The organism is Erwinia aphidicola, from assembly GCF_014773485.1.
Taxonomy (GTDB): domain Bacteria; phylum Pseudomonadota; class Gammaproteobacteria; order Enterobacterales; family Enterobacteriaceae; genus Erwinia; species Erwinia aphidicola.
In genome coordinates, this window is record NZ_JACXBP010000005.1 from 330,217 (window position 1) to 349,122 (window position 18,906).

General features: G+C 56.7%; 17 protein-coding genes and 1 other RNA gene. 5 read left to right on the forward strand and 13 right to left on the reverse strand.

Translation table 11 applies throughout. The features are described 5' to 3' along the window. Positions 1-21: 21 nt before the first annotated feature. Positions 22-118, reverse strand: an RNA gene (gene ffs / locus ID864_RS14460) — signal recognition particle sRNA small type. A gap of 131 nt (positions 119-249) precedes the next feature. Here ffs and ID864_RS14465 point away from each other — a divergent pair. After that, complete coding sequence (locus ID864_RS14465) at positions 250-564, forward strand: MGMT family protein (RefSeq protein ID WP_048916916.1); 315 nt, start codon at positions 250-252, stop codon at positions 562-564. A 37-nt stretch (positions 565-601) separates the two neighbouring features. Here the strand turns inward: ID864_RS14465 and ID864_RS14470 are convergent, their stop codons facing one another. Further along, the gene (locus tag ID864_RS14470) at positions 602-1,159 is read right to left on the reverse strand and encodes a YbaY family lipoprotein (RefSeq protein WP_048916917.1); all 558 of its coding nucleotides are present in this window, start codon (positions 1,157-1,159) and stop codon (positions 602-604) included. Between the two features lie 227 nt (positions 1,160-1,386). Between ID864_RS14470 and tesB the strand changes: the two genes are divergently transcribed. Next, a complete protein-coding gene (gene tesB, locus ID864_RS14475) occupies positions 1,387-2,247 on the forward strand; it encodes an acyl-CoA thioesterase II (RefSeq protein ID WP_048916919.1) in 861 nt (286 codons plus the stop codon). A gap of 87 nt (positions 2,248-2,334) precedes the next feature. Here tesB and amtB read toward each other — a convergent pair whose 3' ends face one another. From amtB to ID864_RS14500, 5 genes are all read right to left on the reverse strand, one after another. Next, the gene (gene amtB / locus ID864_RS14480) at positions 2,335-3,636 is read right to left on the reverse strand and encodes an ammonium transporter AmtB (RefSeq protein ID WP_099754781.1); all 1,302 of its coding nucleotides are present in this window, start codon (positions 3,634-3,636) and stop codon (positions 2,335-2,337) included. A gap of 19 nt (positions 3,637-3,655) precedes the next feature. Next, the gene (glnK, locus tag ID864_RS14485) at positions 3,656-3,994 is read right to left on the reverse strand and encodes a P-II family nitrogen regulator (protein ID WP_007886947.1); all 339 of its coding nucleotides are present in this window, start codon (positions 3,992-3,994) and stop codon (positions 3,656-3,658) included. 269 nt (positions 3,995-4,263) lie between these two features. Then, the gene (locus tag ID864_RS14490; RefSeq protein WP_048916920.1) at positions 4,264-6,027 is read right to left on the reverse strand and encodes a SmdB family multidrug efflux ABC transporter permease/ATP-binding protein; all 1,764 of its coding nucleotides are present in this window, start codon (positions 6,025-6,027) and stop codon (positions 4,264-4,266) included. After that, positions 6,020-7,789: a SmdA family multidrug ABC transporter permease/ATP-binding protein gene (locus ID864_RS14495; protein ID WP_048916921.1), complete on the reverse strand. Its 1,770-nt coding sequence runs from the start codon at positions 7,787-7,789 to the stop codon at positions 6,020-6,022. Before ID864_RS14495 ends, ID864_RS14490 begins: the two co-directional genes overlap by 8 nt. A gap of 46 nt (positions 7,790-7,835) precedes the next feature. Further along, positions 7,836-8,309, reverse strand: coding sequence for an Lrp/AsnC family transcriptional regulator (locus ID864_RS14500; RefSeq protein WP_099754779.1), 474 nt, complete (start codon positions 8,307-8,309; stop codon positions 7,836-7,838). A 105-nt stretch (positions 8,310-8,414) separates the two neighbouring features. Between ID864_RS14500 and ID864_RS14505 the strand changes: the two genes are divergently transcribed. Further along, on the forward strand, positions 8,415-9,344 hold the full coding sequence (locus ID864_RS14505) for a DMT family transporter (RefSeq protein ID WP_455709046.1): 930 nt from the start codon (positions 8,415-8,417) through the stop codon (positions 9,342-9,344). A gap of 48 nt (positions 9,345-9,392) precedes the next feature. On the opposite strand, the gene cof is transcribed toward ID864_RS14505, so the two are convergent. After that, positions 9,393-10,211, reverse strand: a complete 819-nt coding sequence (gene cof, locus ID864_RS14510) for an HMP-PP phosphatase (protein WP_191150009.1) — start codon at positions 10,209-10,211, stop codon at positions 9,393-9,395. 103 nt (positions 10,212-10,314) lie between these two features. Here cof and ID864_RS14515 point away from each other — a divergent pair, with 103 nt between their 5' ends. Then, a complete protein-coding gene (locus ID864_RS14515; RefSeq protein ID WP_133624271.1) occupies positions 10,315-12,015 on the forward strand; it encodes an SgrR family transcriptional regulator in 1,701 nt (566 codons plus the stop codon). Positions 12,016-12,080: 65 nt separating this feature from the next. Further along, positions 12,081-12,776, forward strand: a complete 696-nt coding sequence (gene queC, locus ID864_RS14520) for a 7-cyano-7-deazaguanine synthase QueC (RefSeq protein WP_048916926.1) — start codon at positions 12,081-12,083, stop codon at positions 12,774-12,776. 68 nt (positions 12,777-12,844) lie between these two features. Here the strand turns inward: queC and ID864_RS14525 are convergent, their stop codons facing one another. The 5 genes from ID864_RS14525 to lon all read right to left on the reverse strand — a co-directional run bounded on the left by ID864_RS14525 (position 12,845) and on the right by lon (position 18,805). Further along, entirely contained in the window at positions 12,845-13,246 is a 402-nt protein-coding gene (locus ID864_RS14525; RefSeq protein ID WP_048916927.1) for an acyl-CoA thioesterase, read from the reverse strand. Positions 13,247-13,348: 102 nt separating this feature from the next. After that, positions 13,349-13,687, reverse strand: a complete 339-nt coding sequence (locus ID864_RS14530; RefSeq protein ID WP_191149983.1) for a ComEA family DNA-binding protein — start codon at positions 13,685-13,687, stop codon at positions 13,349-13,351. A gap of 140 nt (positions 13,688-13,827) precedes the next feature. Further along, positions 13,828-15,699, reverse strand: a complete 1,872-nt coding sequence (gene ppiD / locus ID864_RS14535; RefSeq protein WP_191149984.1) for a peptidylprolyl isomerase — start codon at positions 15,697-15,699, stop codon at positions 13,828-13,830. Positions 15,700-15,956: 257 nt separating this feature from the next. Next, a complete protein-coding gene (gene hupB / locus ID864_RS14540; RefSeq protein ID WP_062744954.1) occupies positions 15,957-16,229 on the reverse strand; it encodes a nucleoid-associated protein HU-beta in 273 nt (90 codons plus the stop codon). A gap of 221 nt (positions 16,230-16,450) precedes the next feature. Then, positions 16,451-18,805, reverse strand: coding sequence for an endopeptidase La (gene lon, locus ID864_RS14545; RefSeq protein ID WP_048916931.1), 2,355 nt, complete (start codon positions 18,803-18,805; stop codon positions 16,451-16,453). Positions 18,806-18,906: the final 101 nt, after the last annotated feature.

The following is an 18,906-nucleotide window of genomic DNA, read 5'->3' on the forward strand; positions in this document are numbered from 1 at the left end:
TGAGGCAGAATTGGGTGGGGGCCCTGCCAGCTACATCCCGGCACACGCGTCATCTGTTACGGCTGCTTCCTTCCGGACCTGACCGAGTTCACAAATTAGCATTGCGGGAGAACCAACCGGGCCCCCATTGAGTGCCCTGGGTAACCAGAGCGCAGGCATTATCAATGATGCCCCCGGCAATTGCAAGCCGCCCCCTGGTGACCGTTGGTTTCTTGCACGATCTGCAGATTATTTCCTCGCTATAGGCTTATGACCATCGAACAGGACAGTTTTCAACAGCGTATTTATCAAATTGTTGCCGCGATCCCTTATGGCAGCGTCACCACCTATGGCGAAGTGGCCCGGCTGGCCGGTTCATCGCGCGCGGCGCGTCAGGTTGGCGGCGTGCTGAAGCGCCTGCCTGAAGGCAGCAAACTGCCGTGGCACCGGGTGATTAATCGTAAAGGTGAAATTTCGCTGACGGGTGACGATCTCAGCAGACAGCGTAAAGCACTGCAGGCGGAAGGGATTGAGGTATCGCGCGAGGGGAAAATCGACCTGGTGAAGTATCGCTGGCACTGGTAATGCAATTTTCGGGCGCGGATGCCGCGCCCGACAAACGTTACATCGACGTTGGCGCAGGAACGGCGCCTGATGGCGTTACCAGGGTAGGCGAAGTGGAAGGCACGGTTGCTGGTGCCCCACTGGTGGTTGGCATCGCCATTTCAGGCACAGGCACCAGCGTCAGGTCCTGACGCGTTCCGCCCGTGGTGACCACCTGTTTCACCGTATCGGTGATAAACATCAGTTTGCCATCCACGCTTACCGCCGCACTCAGCAGAATGCGTGCTTTTGGCTGGATATCCGCCGGGTTAAACGGCAGGGTAAACTGGAACGGCGCCTGCTTACCTTCCGTGCGCACCACGCGCTGCGCCAGCACTTTAGACGGTGCATCAGCCAGCGAAGCATCCGACAGCGTCACGGTCAGCACCGCATCCGGTGGCAGCGCCACTTTCTGACGGATCCACACGGTCCCGCTCACGTTCGGTTGCCTAATCACCCCCTGCTGACCTTCTACCTGCGATCCCAGCGTTGGGGTCGGCACATCTTTGCTTTTGTCAGCACACCCTGTAATTACCACAGCCAGAGCCGCGCCACTTAATACATGCCAGATTTTCATTGATAACTTCTCCTTCCAATGAATGATTACGACAGCCAAATTACCGCGAATAGGCAGAGCTTTCCTGCCTGCGTAAGCTTAATTCTGGCACAACTTACTGATTTTTTCCTGGAAGCGCCGATTTTTGCGCATTTCCCCCTGACGCCACAGATTGCAAAAACAGTCATTGACGATAACTGGTCGGATTTCGCAAACTGAGGGCTGAAATATTACTGAGGATGCGTTTTATGAGCCAGGCGCTGCAAAATTTACTGAATCTGCTGGATCTGGAAACCCTGGAAGAGGGGCTGTTTCGCGGGCAGAGTGAAGATCTGGGGCTACGCCAGGTATTTGGTGGCCAGGTGGTGGGCCAGGCGCTGTATGCCGCAAAACAGACGGTGCCACAGGAACGCATTATCCATTCGTTTCACAGCTACTTTCTGCGCCCGGGCGACAGCCAGAAAGCGATTATCTACGACGTGGAGAACCTGCGCGACGGCCAGAGCTTTAGCGCCCGCCGGGTAAAAGCCGTACAGAACGGTAAACCGATCTTTTACATGACCGCCTCTTTCCAGGGCCCGGAAACCGGCTTCGAGCATCAGAAAACCATGCCGCAGGTTGTCGGCCCGGATTCTCTGCCTTCCGAGCGGGAGATTGCCCAGCAGCTGGCGCAGTATATTCCAGAAAAGGCGCGCGATAAGTTCCTCGCGGAGAAGCCTTTTGAAATCCGTCCGGTGGAGTTTCATAACCCGTTAAAGGGCCATACCAGTAACCCGGTGCGCTATACCTGGCTGCGCGCGAACGGCATCATGCCGGCTGACAAGCGTATTCATCAGTATCTGCTCGGCTATGCTTCCGATTTCAACTTCCTGCCGGTTTCGCTACAGCCGCACGGTAAAGGCTTTCTGGAGCCGGGCATGCAGGTGGCGACGATTGACCACTCCATGTGGTTCCACCGCCCTTTCGATCTCAATGACTGGTTACTTTACAGCGTGGAGAGTACCTCAGCCTCCAGCGCGCGTGGATTTGTGCGCGGTGAATTCTGGAACCAGCAGGGCGTCCTGGTTGCCTCAACGGTGCAGGAAGGGGTGATCCGTCAGCGTTCTTAATCATCAGCCATAAAAAAGCGGGCCTGAAATGGCCCGCTTTGTCATTGTTTTTAGCGCACTACTTTTCTTATCAGTGTCAGCTTCAGCTTAGTTGTTGTAAGCATTCTCGCCGTGGCTGTTGACGTCCAGACCTTCACGCTCCTGATCTTCCGGTACACGCAGGCCAACAATCATATCCGCCACTTTAAATCCGATGAAGGCAACAACAGCAGTCCAGACAATGGTCAGGCCGACGCTGAACAGCTGTACCCAGACCTGATGGCCCATGGTTACGCCCTCTGCATAACCCACGCCACCCAGTGAAGAGGAGGCAAAGATGCCGGTCATAATGCAGCCAACGATGCCGCACACGCCGTGCACGCCGAATACGTCACAAGGGTCATCAACGCGCAGCCATTTTTTCAGTGACGTCACGCCCCACAGGCCTGCAAGCCCACCGACAAGGCCGATGATCAGCGCACCACCCACCCCCACGTAACCGCAGGCTGGGGTAATAGCGACCAGACCGGCAATCACACCTGAGCTCACGCCCAGCAGAGAAGGTTTGCCGCGCAGCGCCCACTCACCGAAGGTCCAGGTCAGCATTGCCCCCGCCGTGGCGATCACGGTGTTGAGGAAGGCCAGACCGGCGATTTCGTTAGCCGCACTGGCAGAGCCGGCGTTGAAGCCGAACCAGCCGAAGTACAGGATCGCAGTACCGGTAAATACCATCGGCAGGTTGTGCGGTTTGAACGATTCTTTACCGAAACCGGCACGTTTACCCACCAGGTAAGCCCCCACCAGGCCAGCAACGGCGGCGTTGATATGGACAACGGTACCGCCCGCGAAGTCCAGCGCGCCATCCTGAGCCAGGAAACCGCCCGCCCACACCATATGTGCGATAGGCAGGTAGGCAAAGGTCAGCCAGATAACCACGAAGATCAGCACCGCAGAGAAGCGGATACGTTCAGCAATAGCGCCGACGATCAGACCCACGGTGATACAGGCGAAGGAGGCCTGGAACGCGACGTGGATATATTGATAGAAAGAGCCCATCAGCGCGGTCGGGGCGATATTTTTCAGCATCGCCCAGTTAAAGCTACCAAAGAAGGCGTTACCTTCGCTGAAGGCCAGCGAGTAACCGTAAACCATCCACAGTACGCATACCATCGCGAAGGTCATCGCCACCTGGGTCAGCATTGACAGCACGTTCTTGGCGCGGATCAGGCCGCCGTAGAACAGCGCAATACCCGGGATCGTCATAAACAGCACCAGCGCGGTGCAGATCATCATAAAAGCGTTATCGGCTTTATCAGCTACCGCAGGCGCGGCTGCCATGGCCAGCGACGGTAAAAGAGTCACGCCGGCGAGGCCAAACTTAGCGAGTTTTTTCATTTTATCCCATCCCATCACAATTCTTAGCCCCGAATTACAGTGCTGCTTCGTCAGTTTCACCGGTGCGAATACGGATGACACGCTGCAATTCTGCAACGAAGATCTTCCCGTCACCAATTTTGCCGGTATAAGCGGCTTTGCTAATCACATCAACCACTTCATCCAGCTGGTCATCTGCAATCGCAATATCGATTTTTACTTTTGGCAGGAAGTTCACGCTGTATTCAGCACCGCGATACAATTCTGCATGCCCTTTCTGGCGGCCAAAGCCTTTGACTTCAGTCACAGTCAGGCCCTGAATACCGATAGACGACAGCGCTTCACGCACGTCTTCCAGTTTGAACGGTTTGATTACCACGGTAACCAGCTTCATACGATCCCCTCCAGGTATAAAAACGGTTGTTTTGCCGACACGAAATCTATTAAGCAAACGCTGTGCCATAGTTCAAAAATCTGAATTTTTCAGACGATTAGTCAGTGCTGGTCTGAGTCGCGACTGGGAGGAAGATCGCCGTGAAAATCACAGTACGGGATTGAGCACAAAAAAAACGCACCATTACGGTGCGTTGTGCGTTAGTGCAGTGCATTTGAGGGAATGCAGGCCGTTATTCGCCTGCATTTGGTGCAGCGCAGCGGCGCAGATTACTGATTTTCCGCCGCAGCCAGCTCTTCACCTGCCAGCTGTAGCTGGTACATTTGCCAGTAGCGCCCGCGTGCGGCCAGCAGTTGCTGATGGCTGCCGCGCTCGACTGCCTGCCCACGGTGCAACACTAAAATGGTATCGGCTTCGGTAATGGTTGAGAGGCGGTGCGCAATCACCACCAGCGTGGTACGTTCGCGCACGGCGCGCAGCGCCTTCTGAATCGCCTGCTCGGTACCGGAGTCGATGTTCGCAGTGGCCTCATCCAGAATCAGGATCTGCGGCGTGGCAACCAGCACGCGCGCCATCGCCAGCAGCTGCTTCTGACCGACGGAGAGGTTATTACCCTGCTCCCCCAGCCGGGTATAAATGCCATCGCTCATTTCACGCGCCAGCCCGGCCAGCTGCACCGTTTCCAGCGCCTGCCACACCGCATCCTCACTGACATCCCTTCCTAAGGTGACGTTGGCAAAGAAGGTATCGGCCAGCACCACCGGATCCTGCTGTACCATCGCCACGCTGTCGCGCAGGGCGGCATGGCTGAGCGTCGGTAGCGAGCGTCCGTCCAGCAGGATCTCCCCCTTGCTCAGCGGGTAATAGCCCATCAGCAGGTTCGCCAGCGTGCTTTTGCCGCTGCCGGTGTGCCCGACCAGGGCAACAAAATTACGCGATGGCACCGAGAGATTGATATCGCTCAGCACCGGGCGCCCTTCACGATAGGCAAAGGTCAGGTCACGGATCTCAATACTGCCGCTTTGCAGCGGCTGAACATCCTCACCATAGGGCTGGCGCGGTGCATCCATCAGTTCGAAAATCCGCTCGCCGGCCACCACCGCCTGCTGCAGCATCGACTGCTGAGTGGTGAGTTCGATCAGCGGTTCATTTAAGCGCCCGAGGTAGTTGATAAAGGCGTAGAGCACGCCGACCTCGATAGAACCGACCGAGGAAAAGCCAAACAGCAGCATCAGCCCACAGAGGATCAGCGCGGAAAACAGGCTGAGCAGCGGCCGCAGCAGGAAGCCGTCGAGCCGCAGGGTCTGCATGCGCGCCAGATAGTGCGAATGGCTGGAATCCCGCATGCGTTCGCCAAAGCGTGCCTGCTGACGGAACTGCTGGATCACGCTCATGCCGTTGATCACTTCGTTGAAGCCGTTATTAATCTCCGCCAGATAACTGCGCACCCGGCGTACAATCGGCGTGCTGTAACGCTGGTAGATCAGCATGACAACAATCACCGCCGGGAAGATTGCAATCGCAATCAGCGCCATGCGCCAGTCGAGGCTAAACATCGCCACCAGCATGGCACCCACCAGCGCCGCACTGCGCAGCACGGTCGCCACCACGGTGACGTAGAGGTCACGCACCACTTCGGTGTCATTGGTGACGCGTGAAATAATCTGGCCTACCGGCTGGGTATCGAAGGCGCTCAGCGGCTGACGCAGCGCCGCATCCATCACGTCGGTGCGCAGGCGCTGGACAACGCCCACGGCGGCCTGGTTGAACAGCAGCGCCTGCCAATAGTGCAGTCCGGCGGCCAGCAGTTGCAGCAGCAGAAAACTGACCACCAGCCCGACAGCGATCCCGACCGGCATATGATGTTTTGCCACCATATTGTCGATGAAATAGCTGACCAGCACCGGTCCGAGCACTTCTGCCGCTGCCGCAATCCACAGCATCACTACGGCCATGCCGAGGGATTTGCGCCACGGGCTGCCGTAGGAGAGCAGCCGTTTAATTGTCGGCCACTGATGGGTTACTCTAGCCATGCGGCACTCCCTGTTCGATCTCGTCGTCATCCAGCGCCGCTTCCAGCTGCTGATAGCGGTACATATCGCGATACCAGCCCGGGCTGCTGGCGAGCTGTTCATGATTGCCGCGCTGAGCCACTACGCCGTGCTGCAGCACCAGGATTTCACTGGCCTCAGTCAGCGCAGACAGACGATGAGCACTAATGATCACCGTGCGCCCTTCTCCCCAGCGCCGCAAGTTATGCAGAATTTGATGTTCAGTACGGCCATCGACCGCTGACAGGGCATCATCCAGAATCAGGATCTCAGCATTCATCAGCAGCGCCCGGGCGATGGAGATACGCTGTTTTTGCCCGCCGGAGAGCATCACGCCACGCTCACCGACTTCGGTTTCATAACCTTCCGGAAGGCGCAGAATATCGTCATGGACAAACGCCAGCTGTGCAGCCTGTTCAATCTCGCTCTGTGTCGCACCCGGGCGGCCAAGGGCAATATTGTTGGCGACGCTGTCGGAAAACAGGAAAGGCGTCTGGCTGACTACCGCCAGACGGCTGCGCCAGCTGTCCAGCCGCAGCTGCGGCAGCGGGATAGCGTGGTAGCGAATATCCCCCTGATCGATATCAAAGTGGCGCTGTACCAGACTCAGCAACGTGCTTTTTCCCGAGCCGGTCGGGCCACATAATCCGAGCATCTGCCCCGGTTTGATATTGACGTTGAGGTTGCGAAGCGAAGGCTGCTGCGCCCCCGGATAGCAAAACTCGCGCACCGCGATTTGCAGCAGGCCCCGCCCTTCCGGCACCTGCTTGCTGCCGTCGGTGACCGCGGGCGCTTCCGCCAGCAGCGACTGAATGCGGCTCCAGGCCGCGCTACCGCGCTCGACGATATTAAACATCCACGCCAGTGCCAGCATGGGCCAGATCATCAGCCCAAGGTACATAACAAAACTGGTCAGCTGGCCGAGGGTCAGCGTGCCGTGCCACACCATCCAGCTACCCCCGCCGATCGCCAGCAGATTAGAGAGCCCGATGGCGATATAGATGGTTGGGTCAAAACGCGCATCAACGCGCGCCACGCGCAGGTTTTTCTCGCCGGTGTCTTTGGCGATAGCAGCAAACTGCCCGGACTGGTGATCTTCCAGACCAAAAGCTTTGATCATGCGAATGCTGGTCAGGCTCTCCTGCGTCTGATCGTTGAGCGAGGAGAACGCCGCCTGCGCCAGTTTGAAGCGCTGATGGAGTTGGTCGCCATAGCGCTTGATCACCAGCGCCATCACCGGCATCGGCAGCAGTGCCAGCAGCGTCAGCTGCCAGCTGATCTGAGTACTCATGACGATCAGCACCGCCAGCCCCATCACCAGCGAATCGACCAGCGTCAGCACGCCTTCACCCGCCGCAAATACCACGCGGTCCACATCGTTGGTGGCGCGGGCAATCAGGTCACCGGTGCGGTGGCGCAGGTAAAAGCCGGGATGCTGGCGGCTGAGCTGGCGGTAGAAATCTTCGCGCAGCTCCACGGCCAGCTGGTAAGAGGCACCAAACAGCAGCACGCGCCAGACATAGCGCAGCAAATAGACCACCACGGCGGTGAGCAGCATCGCCCCCACCCACAGCAGGAGCTGAGCGCTGCTCATACCGTCACGGCTGACGCCATCAACGATTTTTCCCACCACGTGCGGCGGCAGCAGTTGCAGTAAGGCAATCACGATCAGCAGCAGAACCGCGCCGAGATAGCGGCGCCATTCGCGCAGAAAATACCAGCTTAATTGGCTAAAAAGTCGCACAAAAACATCCTGATCATCGATCGAAGAGAGAGAGCGGTCAGCCTCACTAGGGGGCAACCGGCAATGCGGTAGTGTATTTTATCTCTTCCATGGCAAAACTCGAAGTGACATCGATTAGCCCCGGGACGCCGTTCACCAGGCGTTTATAAAAGCCGTCGTAGCTTTTCATATCTGCGACCTGAACGCGCAGCAGATAGTCATACTCCCCGGCCATACGGTAAAAGCCCATTACTTCCGGCATCGCCTGCACCAGCTCGACAAACTGCTGAAACCAGCTGCTGCTGTGCTGCTGAGTTTTGATTAATACGAAGGCGGTCAGACCAAGGCCGAGTTTCTCGCCATCCAGCAGCGCGACCCGGCCGCGAATATAGCCTTCATCCTCCAGCCTTTTCAAGCGCTTCCAGCAGGGGGTGGTGGTCAGGCTGACGGCATCGGCCAGCGCCTGCAAAGAGAGTGTGCAATCTCGCTGCAGCAGATCTAGCAGCATTCTGTCTTTTTTATCCAGCGGATTTGGGAGCAAAATTTTCTCTCAGAGATAAGAAAGGGAGTAGAATTATAGCAACCTTTTCCCCAGGCGTTTAGTTAATCTGGTCCCCTACTATTACAATCTTCAGGGATGACCAAAATGAACGCTAATCGTTACCATAATCTACTGATTATCGGCCTGTTTACGGCTGTTGCTCTGACCTGGGGCACGACGTGGATGGCGATGAAAATTACCGTGGCGACCGTGCCGCCGATTTTCGCTACCGGGCTGCGCTTTCTCTGTGCTGCACCGCTGCTGCTGCTGCTGGCGCGTTATAAAAAGGTGCCACTACTGTTTCCCCGTGGTCAGCGTGGCTTCCAGCTCTGCGTGATGCTGTTCTATTTTGCCATCCCTTTTACGCTGATGATTTACGGTGAGCGCTACACCTCGTCGAGCCTCGCAGCCATTATCTTTGCCACCATGCCTGCTGCCGTGCTGGCCGCTTCAATCCTGTTTTTACGTGAAAAGACCACGCTACAGCAGCTGCTGGGGTTGGCTATCAGTATCGGCGCACTGAGCACTATTTTATGGCATGAAACTCGCGCCAGCGGCGACAGCCAGTGGCAGGGCGTGGCCGCGCTGGTGGCGGCCGTGGTGATCCATGCGCTGATGTACGTACAGTGCAAAAAACGCTGCTCGGGCATCTCGGTACTGAGCTACAACGCGCTACCCTGCCTGGGTGCGGGCGTGCTGCTGACGCTGGCTGGCCTGACGGAAGCGCCGGATTATCACAGCTTTACCCCTCAGGCTCTGCTGTCTATTGCTTATCTCGGCGTAGTGGCGGGAGTGGGCGGTATTCTGGCGTACTTCGCGCTGCAGCAGGTGGCTAAGCCGTTTCAGGCCTCGCTGGTGTTCCTTGTGTTCCCGCTGATTGCCGTGGCGCTGGAGAGTGCGCTGAGCGGAAACAGCATCAGCCGCGAATCGCTGTGGCTTCTGCTGCCCTTCCTGCTGGGAATTTTGCTGACGCTGTACCGTGGCGCGCGTGCTCGACAGGCCATTTTGGCCGCAGAGCGTGCTGCACGTCACTAAACGAAAAAAGCCGGACATCCTGTCCGGCACACTGGATAACGGGCCTCATTATTCGGGGGAATAGTCGAGGTGTGGTGTGTTCAGCCAGTGATTCAGGTAATGAGACACGCCCTGTGTCGCACAGTCTCCAATGATCGGCAGCTGGGGCAGCATCGCTTTCAGCTGCTCCATCGCATTACGCATAATAAAGCCGTGACCCACGCTGCCCAGCATCTCCAGGTCATTCATCGCATCGCCAAACGCCATACACTCCGTCATTTCCACACCCAGCCGTGCGGACAGGCGAGCCAGTGCGGCGCCTTTATTGCAGCTGAGCGGCAGCACTTCCAGACAGTCGCGCGCAGAAAAACAGAGATGGACACTGTCGCCAAACGCTTCGCGCAGCTGGATCTGCAGCTGGCATAGCGCCTGATAATCAGCGATAAAGCAGACTTTCGTCACCTGATGCGCGGGGATCCGGCGCAGGTCGGTGAGCTGATAACGAAAACCACTCAGCTGATGCGCCCGCAGGATCTCTGGCACATCGTACTGCGTAAACCAGCCATTATCGTTAAACACGTGCAGGCTGGCGCGCGTCTCCCAGTGGCTGTGAAGAACCTGCCAGGCAGCATCGGGAGGGAGATCGCAGGCGTACAAAGGGTTCCCCAGCGGGTCGTGAATGCGGGTGCCGTTGCCGCTGATCAGATACGCCGGCAGATCGTACTGCTGCATCAGCGGCTGCATCTCAAGAAAATGGCGTCCTGTGGCAAACGTGAGCTGAACCGGATGCGATCTCAGCGCCCGCAGGCTTTGCAGGGTCTGCTCACCCAGTTTGTGGTCTGGCAGCAGCAGCGTACCGTCCATATCAAAAGCAGCAAGGCGCACCATTTTCTCTCCAAGTGGTCGAATTTTCATCTGCCAGGAGTATCCCCTGGTATTTGCGGAACTAATAGTGAATACTTTTTAAAAATTGTTCCGGGTTTGGGGCGAGATGCGACAGCTCAATCGATTGAACCAGTACCAAAGGCTCTGGCAGCACAGCGCCGGGCAGCCGCAGTCCACCAGCGTAAGCGAAATTGGCAGCCGCTGTTTTTGCAGCGAGCGCCATGCCCGAACCCTGTTACGCCAGTGGCAGCAGAGTGGCTGGCTGGACTGGCAGGCCAGTTCAGGGCGCGGCAAGCGCGGCACGCTGATTTTTCTGCAGTCCCCCGCCGCGTTACGCAGCGATCTGATGCTGCAACAGCTGGATAACGGCCAGCCGCAGCATGCGCTGCAAATGGTGGCGCTGGCGCCGGAACAGCTTAGCCAATTACTGCAGCCCTTTATGGGCGGCCAGTGGCAAAATAACCAGCCAACGCTGCGTATTCCCTACTATCGTCCGCTCGATTCGCTGCGCCCCATGCAGCAGGCCGGGCGCGCAGAGCAGCATCTGGCCCAGCAGGTGTTTGCCGGGCTGAGCCGCCTGGCGGGTGATGAGGCCATTCCCGACCTCGCCCATCACTGGCAGGTCAGCGATGATGGGCTAAGCTGGTATTTCTTTTTACGCCCGCAGCTACGCTGGCATCACGGTGAAGCCGTCAGCGCCGGACAGCTACAGCAGCGCCTGCAGGCTATCGTCGCCAGTCAGGTCGGCCAGCAGCTACTCCCGGCGGTAAAAACCGTCTGCGCCGCGCACCGGCTCTGCCTGCGGATTGATTTACTGCGGCCAGACTGCTGGCTGGCACATCGCCTCGCCAGCGTTCACTGCCTGCTGCCCCATCCGGACAATCCGGATATCGGCTGCGGCCCCTGGCGCGTGATGATCAACACACCCGCACTGCTGCGCCTGGAAAGCCACGGCTGGTATCACGCCGCGCACCCGCTGATGCAGGCCATAGAGTACTGGATAGCGCCGCAGCTCTTTGACCGTGAGCTCGGCACCAGCTGCCGTCATCCGGTGCAGATTGCGATTGGCACTCAGCACGAGCTGGCGCAGCTTCAGCCGGTCAGCCAGCGTATCAGCCTTGGCTTTTGCTATCTGGCGAGAGGCCAGCACAGCCCGCTGTCGGCCGCGCAGGCGCAGCAAATTATGGCGCTGGTACATCAGCCTGAAGTGATTGAACAGCTGCCGCTGGAAGAGGGATTAATTACGCCGAGCCGGGAAATGCTGCCGGGCTGGCAGATCCCCGACTGGCAGCCGCAGGCGCAGCTCTCTCTGCCTGCGCACCTTAGCCTGCACTACCATCTGCCGGTTGAACTGCATGCGATGGCGGAAAAATTACGTCAGCTGCTGGCGCTGCATGGCTGTGAGCTGACGCTCTGTTTCCATGCGGCAAAGAACTGGCAGGATTACCCGTCGCTGGGCCAGGCCGACCTGGTGATGGGCGACCGTCTGATTGGCGAAGCGCCGGTGTTTACCCTGGAAAGCTGGCTGCGGCTCGATCCGCTCTGGCCGGAGATGCTTGGCCAGCAGCGCTGGCAACGCCTGCTGCGCCAGCTTGACCATTTACAGCAGCATACTGAACTGACTCAGCGACACGCCGGGCTGCAGGCGCTGTTCCAGCAGCTGATGAGCGATGCCATCATCACCCCTCTGTTTAACTACCGCTATCAGGTCAGTGCCCCGCCGGACGTGGAGGGTATTCACCTGAATGCCTGGGGCTGGTTTGATTTCTCCCGTGCGTGGATCCCGCCTCCGGTTGCTATCTCCTGAGCAGTGCTGTTTTTATTGCGCATCAGGCAGTACCATAGCCGGCAGCAAATCATGAGGAAAAGATAATGAAACGTGCAGTGGTGGTATTCAGCGGTGGGCAGGACTCAACGACCTGCCTGATTCAGGCTTTGCAGCAGTATGATGAAGTGCACTGCATTACCTTTGATTATGGCCAGCGCCACCGTGCGGAAATCGACATTGCCGGCGAACTGTCGCAAGCGCTGGGCGCAAGGGCGCACAAAGTGCTGGATGTCACCATGCTCAACGAGCTGGCAGTCAGCAGCCTGACGCGCGACAACATTCCGGTACCGACTTACGACCCTGAAGCCAGCGGCTTGCCAAGTACCTTTGTTCCGGGCCGTAATATTCTGTTCCTGACGCTCGCCTCGATTTACGCTTACCAGATCGAAGCGGAAGCGGTGATCGCCGGCGTATGTGAAACCGATTTCTCGGGCTATCCGGACTGCCGCGATGAGTTTGTTAAAGCGTTGAATCATGCCGTGGCGCTGGGAATGGCGCGGGATGTCAGATTCGAAACCCCGCTGATGTGGCTGAATAAAGCCGAGACCTGGGCACTGGCCGACTACTGGCAGCAGCTGGCGCTGGTGCGTGACCAGACGCTGACCTGCTATAACGGCATTAAGGGCAGCGGCTGCGGTGACTGTGCCGCCTGCCATCTGCGTGCCAACGGGCTGCAGGAGTACCAGCAAAATCCGTCAGCGGTGATGCAGGCGATGAAGACAAAAACCGGACTTCAGTGACTAAAACGGCATGCTTAAAACCAGGGCGAGGCATGCCTCGCCCCTACGGGTAGGTTAGTGATATTCAGTCAAGCTAGCATACTTTCGAGGTGGGCTTTCAGTTCCCCTTCCAGCGGCAGCGCTTTCTGGCTGTGCAGATCGATGCAGACAAAGGTCAGCTGCGCATCAGCCACCTCAGTGCCATCGCCATCCAGCGTAATGCGCTGAGCAATCACTCCGCTTTTGCCTCCCAGCTTCAGCAGCTGACTGTCGATATTCAGCACATCGCCCATCACCGCCGGGCGGCGATAGTTAATGTTAATATTTACCACCACAAACGCCAGATTTCTCTGCGTCATCCACTGAAAGGCGCTTAGCTGTTCAAACCACGCCCAGCGCGCTTCTTCGAGGAATTCCAGGTAGCGGGCATTGTTCACGTGTTGATAGATATCCAGATGGTAGCCGCGTACTTTAATGGTGGTGGTTGTCACGATAATCTCCCGATAAAAAAGGCCATACCAACTGGTATGACCTCTGAGATTAGCAGCCAGGCTGCATTTGTTGCAGGTCGAATTAAAGACTCTGGATGCGGATCACAATTTAATATGTGACAGATTCCTTTCCACCAGCGTGCTGCCCATCCCCGGCACCTCTTTCAGCTGATCCAACTGAGTAAAGGGACCGTACTTCTCGCGGTAGCTAACAATCGACTCCGCCTTTTTCAAGCCGACGCCGTTCAGCGCTGCCGCCAGCTCCTGCGCGCTGGCGCTGTTAATGCTTACCTGCCCGGCGCTTTCCGCGCTGCCTTTATCATGCGGCGCCGTTTTGACCTCGGCGACCGCCTCTTTCGGTGCCGCAGCGCTGACCGCGACGGGTAGCGTGATGCCGATAGCCAGCGCCAGCGAAAGTGCCTGTAAAGTACGATTAAACATGCTGTTTTCCTCCATGTGTTTGACAGCACCGCCACCCTACTCCCGCGCCGTCACCCCGACAAACAGCCGATCCCAGAAATGGAAAAGGCCGCATAAGCGGCCTTTGGGTGTTGCAGTAAGTTGCAGTGAATTTGCGAGGCTTATTGCGCCTGCGCTGCTGCACCGTACTTGATCTTGGCTTCTTTGCGCAGGTTGCTCAGCAATGCAGCGAAGGCCAGCTGGGCATTGTTCTGGGTGATACCCTGAACCATTGCCTGCTTCTGCGCCTCCGGCAGGTTGCCGCTCTGCACTTTGTCCAGCGCCAGCAGTACGACGTTGCCCTGAGCATCTTCACTGATGCCGTACGACGGCTTGTCTGCGGCTGGCAGTGGCAGCGTGAATGCCGCCTGTGACAGTGCATCCTGACCGGTACGTGCCAGCGTCTGCTGAGCACCGAAGGTCAGACCGGCCGCTTTCAGCGCTTCATCGCCCTTACCTGCTTTCAGCTCGGCCAGCAGTTTCTCTGCCTGAGCTTTCGCCTGCTGCTGAGCTTTCTGCTGCTTCAGCGCAGCGGTGATCTGCGCGCTGACCTCAGCCAGTGGTTTTTCCGCTTCCGGTTTGTGCTCGCTGATGCGCAGTACGAAGGCACGGTCACCATCGACGGTAATAATGTCAGAGTTACTGCCCGGAGCACCGCCCTGACCAACCAGACCACCGTTGAAGATAGCATCCTGCACCGCTTTGAAATTCAGCTCGGCAGGCACGTTGTCGTGACTAAACCAGCTGGTTTCAACCGCTTTCACGCCCGCAACCTGCTCTGCGCTGGCCAGTGACTCATTGTCATTGCTGGCAGCATCGCTGACTTTGGTCTGCAGTTTGTAATAGGCATCGATGGCTTTTTCCTGCTTCACTTTCGCCGCGATGTCGTCGTGAACTTCAGACAGCGCTTTGATTTTTTGCGGCTGAATATCATCCAGACGGGCAATAATGAAGCCAACGGAAGATTTAATCACCTCAGACAGCTGGCCCTTCTCTTTCAGACCTGCGCCTTTCAGCTCGTCCGGCGTGGTATCCGGCTCAAGCCAGCCCATATCACCGCCGTTACGGGCAGAGATTGGGTCAGCGGATTTCTCTTTCGCCAGTGCGGCGAAGTCAGCGCCTTTTTTCAGCGCATCCAGTACCGACTGTGCTTCAGCTTCGGTTTTGGTCTGAATGATGCTGTAGCGCTCGCGCTGTGGCTGCGTGTAGTCCTGCTGATGTTGATCGTACCAGCTCTGAATATCCGCTTCGCTGACCGGCTGCTGCATGCTGGCTGCATCCAGCTTGATATAGCTGACGCGGAACTGCTCCGGCGACATAAACTCATTTTTATGCTGCTGGTAGTAGCTGTTAATCTCATCCGCGGTCACGTTCTGCTTCGCCGCCAGTGCATTGACGTTAATCGTCACTTCCCGCACCAGACGCTGCTGAGCGACCAGCGCTGCCAGCGAGTCTGCTTCGTTCCCCAGCACAAAATCTGTACCGGTAACGGACTGGATCAGCTGCTGAGTGGTCAGCTGCTTACGCAGCGCTTCCGCATACTGATCGGCGGAGAAGCCCAGGTTGCCGATCATGCCAAGGTATTTCGCATTATCAAACTTACCGTTGGTCTGGAAAGCGGGCTGGGTGAAGATTGCCTGTTTGATCTGGTCATCGCTAATCGCCAGGCCAATATCTTTCGCGTACTGGTCAAGCAGCTGCTCATCAATCAGCTGCGACAGTGCCTGCTGGCGGATCTGCTGCATGTAGCCTTCATTGCCTGCCAGCTGAGAGAACTGCTCGCCCAGCATCTGCTGCTGACGAGAACGTTCGCTGCTAAAAGCGCGCTCAAGCTGAGCACGGCTGATTTCCTGACCGTTCACTTTCGCGGCGTAATCACCGTTTCCGCCCGTCAGATAACCACCTACGCCGGTGAGGACGAAGGAAAGGATGATCAGACCCAGTAAAATTTTGAGCACGACATTGTTCGACGCCGCGCGTAAATTGTCCATCATGGTGTGACAACACTCCGCTGTAGTATGAATGTAAAACCCTGCGCTTATCATCCCTCCAGGGACGGACTACGCCGATGCGCTGCGGCAACTCAAAAACAACGTGGAGTTGCACTTTGTCGACAACCGCATTGCGCGTTTGTCATTGAAACATAAAAAAAGGCACATCATTATGCTGATGTGCCCGGTATGTTACATGAGAACGCGCGGGCGATCCTCACTCCGCCGAAGAAATCTGCTTCAACGGCAGCTTAATTAACTTAGTTTACTGAATCTTTCAGTGCTTTACCGGCACGGAAGCCAGGGACTTTGCCCGCAGCAATAGTGATCTCTTTACCGGTTTGTGGGTTACGACCGGTACGCTCAGCGCGCTCACGCACTGAGAAGGTGCCAAAACCAACCAGCGCTACTTCGTCGCCAGCCTGCAGAGATTCGGTGACTGAACCGATAAATGCATCTAATACACGTCCGGCTGCCGCTTTAGAAATATCGGCGTTTGCAGCAATTTTGTCGATCAACTGTGACTTATTCACTCACTCATCCCCTATTATTTTATACACCGTGAGTCGGACTCTTCCGCTCACCTGGGTGCAATCATTTGTTATGGCCGTTTAGCCTGAGTTTGTTGAGCCTCAGAGACTCGCAACCTTGCCGTCACTGGCTTAACAGCACTTAAAGTAGCGGCACATAAAAAAGCTGGCAAGCACCATTTCACTCGCCAGCCTTAGTTTTACAGTGAATTTGCCTTAAATCACTATTTCGCGGTGACAACCTGCATGCCGTAAGGGGCATTTTGCAGGGCCAGAGCCAGAACTTCCTCGATGCGTTTCACCGGGTGAATATCCAGATCGGCAATCACGTTGTCCGGGATCTCTTCCAGATCGCGCTTGTTCTCATCCGGGATCAGCACGGTTTTGATGCCGCCACGGTGAGCCGCCAGCAGTTTCTCTTTCAGGCCACCGATCGGCAGCACCTGGCCACGCAGCGTGATTTCACCGGTCATTGCCACATCGGCACGTACCGGGTTACCGGTCAGGCAGGAAACCAGCGCAGTACACATGGCGATACCGGCACTTGGACCATCCTTCGGCGTTGCCCCTTCCGGAACGTGGACGTGGATGTCGCGCTTCTCGTAGAAATCTGCGTTGATGCCCAGCTTCTCCGCGCGGGCGCGCACCACGGTCAGTGCGGCCTGGATAGATTCCTGCATCACTTCACCAAGCGACCCGGTGTAGGTCAGTTTGCCCTTGCCCGGAACACAGGCGGTTTCAATGGTCAGCAGATCGCCGCCCACTTCCGTCCATGCCAGACCGGTCACCTGACCGACGCGGTTTTCGCTGTCGGCACGACCGTAGTCGAAACGCTGCACCCCGAGGAAATCTTTCAGATTGTCGGCGTTGATTTCGATATGTTTGATCGACTTATCCATCAGCAGGGTTTTCACCGCCTTACGGCACAGCTTGGACAGTTCACGCTCAAGGCTACGCACGCCCGCTTCACGGGTGTAGTAACGAATGATGCCAACGATGGCGCTGTCGTCCACGGTCAGCTCATTTTTCTTCAGCGCATTGCGCTCAATCTGCTTGGACAGCAGGTGCTGCTTAGCAATATTGAGTTTTTCGTCCTCGGTGTAGCCGGACAGGCGAATCACTTCCATACGATCCAGCAGCGGTGCTGGAATGTTCATCGAGTTTGAGGTCGCGACAAACATCACATCGGAGAGATCGTAATCCACTTCCAGATAGTGATCGTTAAAGGCGATGTTCTGCTCAGGATCAAGAACTTCCAGCAGTGCCGAGGCCGGGTCACCGCGCATGTCCGAGGACATTTTGTCGATCTCATCCAGCAGGAACAGCGGGTTTTTAACGCCCACTTTTGCCATTTTCTGGATCAGCTTACCTGGCATAGAGCCGATGTAAGTTCGGCGGTGGCCGCGTATCTCTGCTTCATCACGCACCCCACCCAGCGCCATACGCACGTATTTACGTCCGGTGGCTTTGGCAATTGACTGCCCCAGCGAGGTTTTACCCACGCCCGGCGGTCCAACCAGGCAGAGGATTGGGCCTTTGATTTTGCTGACGCGGCTCTGGACGGCCAAATATTCCAGGATACGGTCTTTCACACGCTCAAGGCCGAAGTGGTCGGTATCCAGCGTTTCCTGTGCTTTCAGCAGGTCTTTCTTCACCTTGCTGCGCGCATTCCACGGCACCTGCACCATCCAGTCGATATAGCCGCGCACGACGGTAGCTTCTGCCGACATCGGCGACATCATCTTCAGCTTCTGCAGCTCAGCTTCCGTTTTGTCGCGCGCTTCTTTCGGCATTTTGGCCGCGTCGATTTTGCGCTTCAGCGCTTCGTTTTCGTCCGGGGCATCGTCCATCTCGCCGAGTTCTTTCTGAATCGCCTTCATCTGCTCATTCAGATAGTACTCACGCTGGCTCTTTTCCATCTGTTTTTTGACGCGGTTACGGATACGTTTCTCAACCTGCAACAGGTCGATTTCCGATTCCATCATCGCCATCAGATATTCCAGACGCTCGTTAACGTCGGACATTTCCAGAACGGACTGCTTATCAGCCAGCTTAAGCGGCATATGCGCCGCAACGGTATCTGCCAGGCGTGCAGCGTCATCAATGCTGTTCAGGGAAGTCAGCACTTCCGGCGGGATCTTCTTGTTCAGTTTGATGTAGCCTTCAAACTGATTGATCGCCGTACGCACCAGCACTTCCTGCTCGCGCTCTTCGATTTCCGGCGACGCCAGGTACTCTGCCTGGGCGGTAAAATGGTCGCCGTTATCAGATAACGTAGTGATATGTGCGCGCTGCAACCCTTCCACCAGCACTTTCACCGTGCCATCAGGGAGTTTCAGCATCTGTAAAATTGAGGCAACGGTCCCGACTGAAAAGAGATCGTTAATGCCAGGTTCATCCGTTGAAGCTTCTTTCTGAGCGACCAGCATGATCTTTTTGTCATGATCCATGGCGGCTTCGAGGCAGCGAATTGATTTTTCACGACCGACAAACAACGGAATGACCATGTGCGGATAAACCACTACGTCACGCAATGGCAACACAGGGATTTCAATGCGTTCAGAACGCTCAGGATTCATAGAGCTCTCTCTTAGTTTAATTTCCGCCAGGGTAAGGGGAACCACATCATCCAGAAAAAGTGCAGTTTGACCCACAGGTATCTGAGTATATGGGGATGAAC

Coding starts and splice junctions, on each gene's coding strand:
- ID864_RS14505 (WP_455709046.1), top strand. CDS start 8,415: ATGAACGCTAATCGTTACCATAATCTACTGATTATCGGCCTGTTTACG.
- ID864_RS14465 (WP_048916916.1), top strand. CDS start 250: ATGACCATCGAACAGGACAGTTTTCAACAGCGTATTTATCAAATTGTT.
- glnK (WP_007886947.1), bottom strand. CDS start 3,994: ATGAAGCTGGTTACCGTGGTAATCAAACCGTTCAAACTGGAAGACGTG.
- ID864_RS14515 (WP_133624271.1), top strand. CDS start 10,315: ATGCGACAGCTCAATCGATTGAACCAGTACCAAAGGCTCTGGCAGCAC.
- lon (WP_048916931.1), bottom strand. CDS start 18,805: ATGAATCCTGAGCGTTCTGAACGCATTGAAATCCCTGTGTTGCCATTG.
- cof (WP_191150009.1), bottom strand. CDS start 10,211: ATGGTGCGCCTTGCTGCTTTTGATATGGACGGTACGCTGCTGCTGCCA.
- ID864_RS14490 (WP_048916920.1), bottom strand. CDS start 6,027: ATGGCTAGAGTAACCCATCAGTGGCCGACAATTAAACGGCTGCTCTCC.
- ID864_RS14530 (WP_191149983.1), bottom strand. CDS start 13,687: ATGTTTAATCGTACTTTACAGGCACTTTCGCTGGCGCTGGCTATCGGC.
- tesB (WP_048916919.1), top strand. CDS start 1,387: ATGAGCCAGGCGCTGCAAAATTTACTGAATCTGCTGGATCTGGAAACC.
- ppiD (WP_191149984.1), bottom strand. CDS start 15,699: ATGATGGACAATTTACGCGCGGCGTCGAACAATGTCGTGCTCAAAATT.
- amtB (WP_099754781.1), bottom strand. CDS start 3,636: ATGGGATGGGATAAAATGAAAAAACTCGCTAAGTTTGGCCTCGCCGGC.
- ID864_RS14470 (WP_048916917.1), bottom strand. CDS start 1,159: ATGAAAATCTGGCATGTATTAAGTGGCGCGGCTCTGGCTGTGGTAATT.
- queC (WP_048916926.1), top strand. CDS start 12,081: ATGAAACGTGCAGTGGTGGTATTCAGCGGTGGGCAGGACTCAACGACC.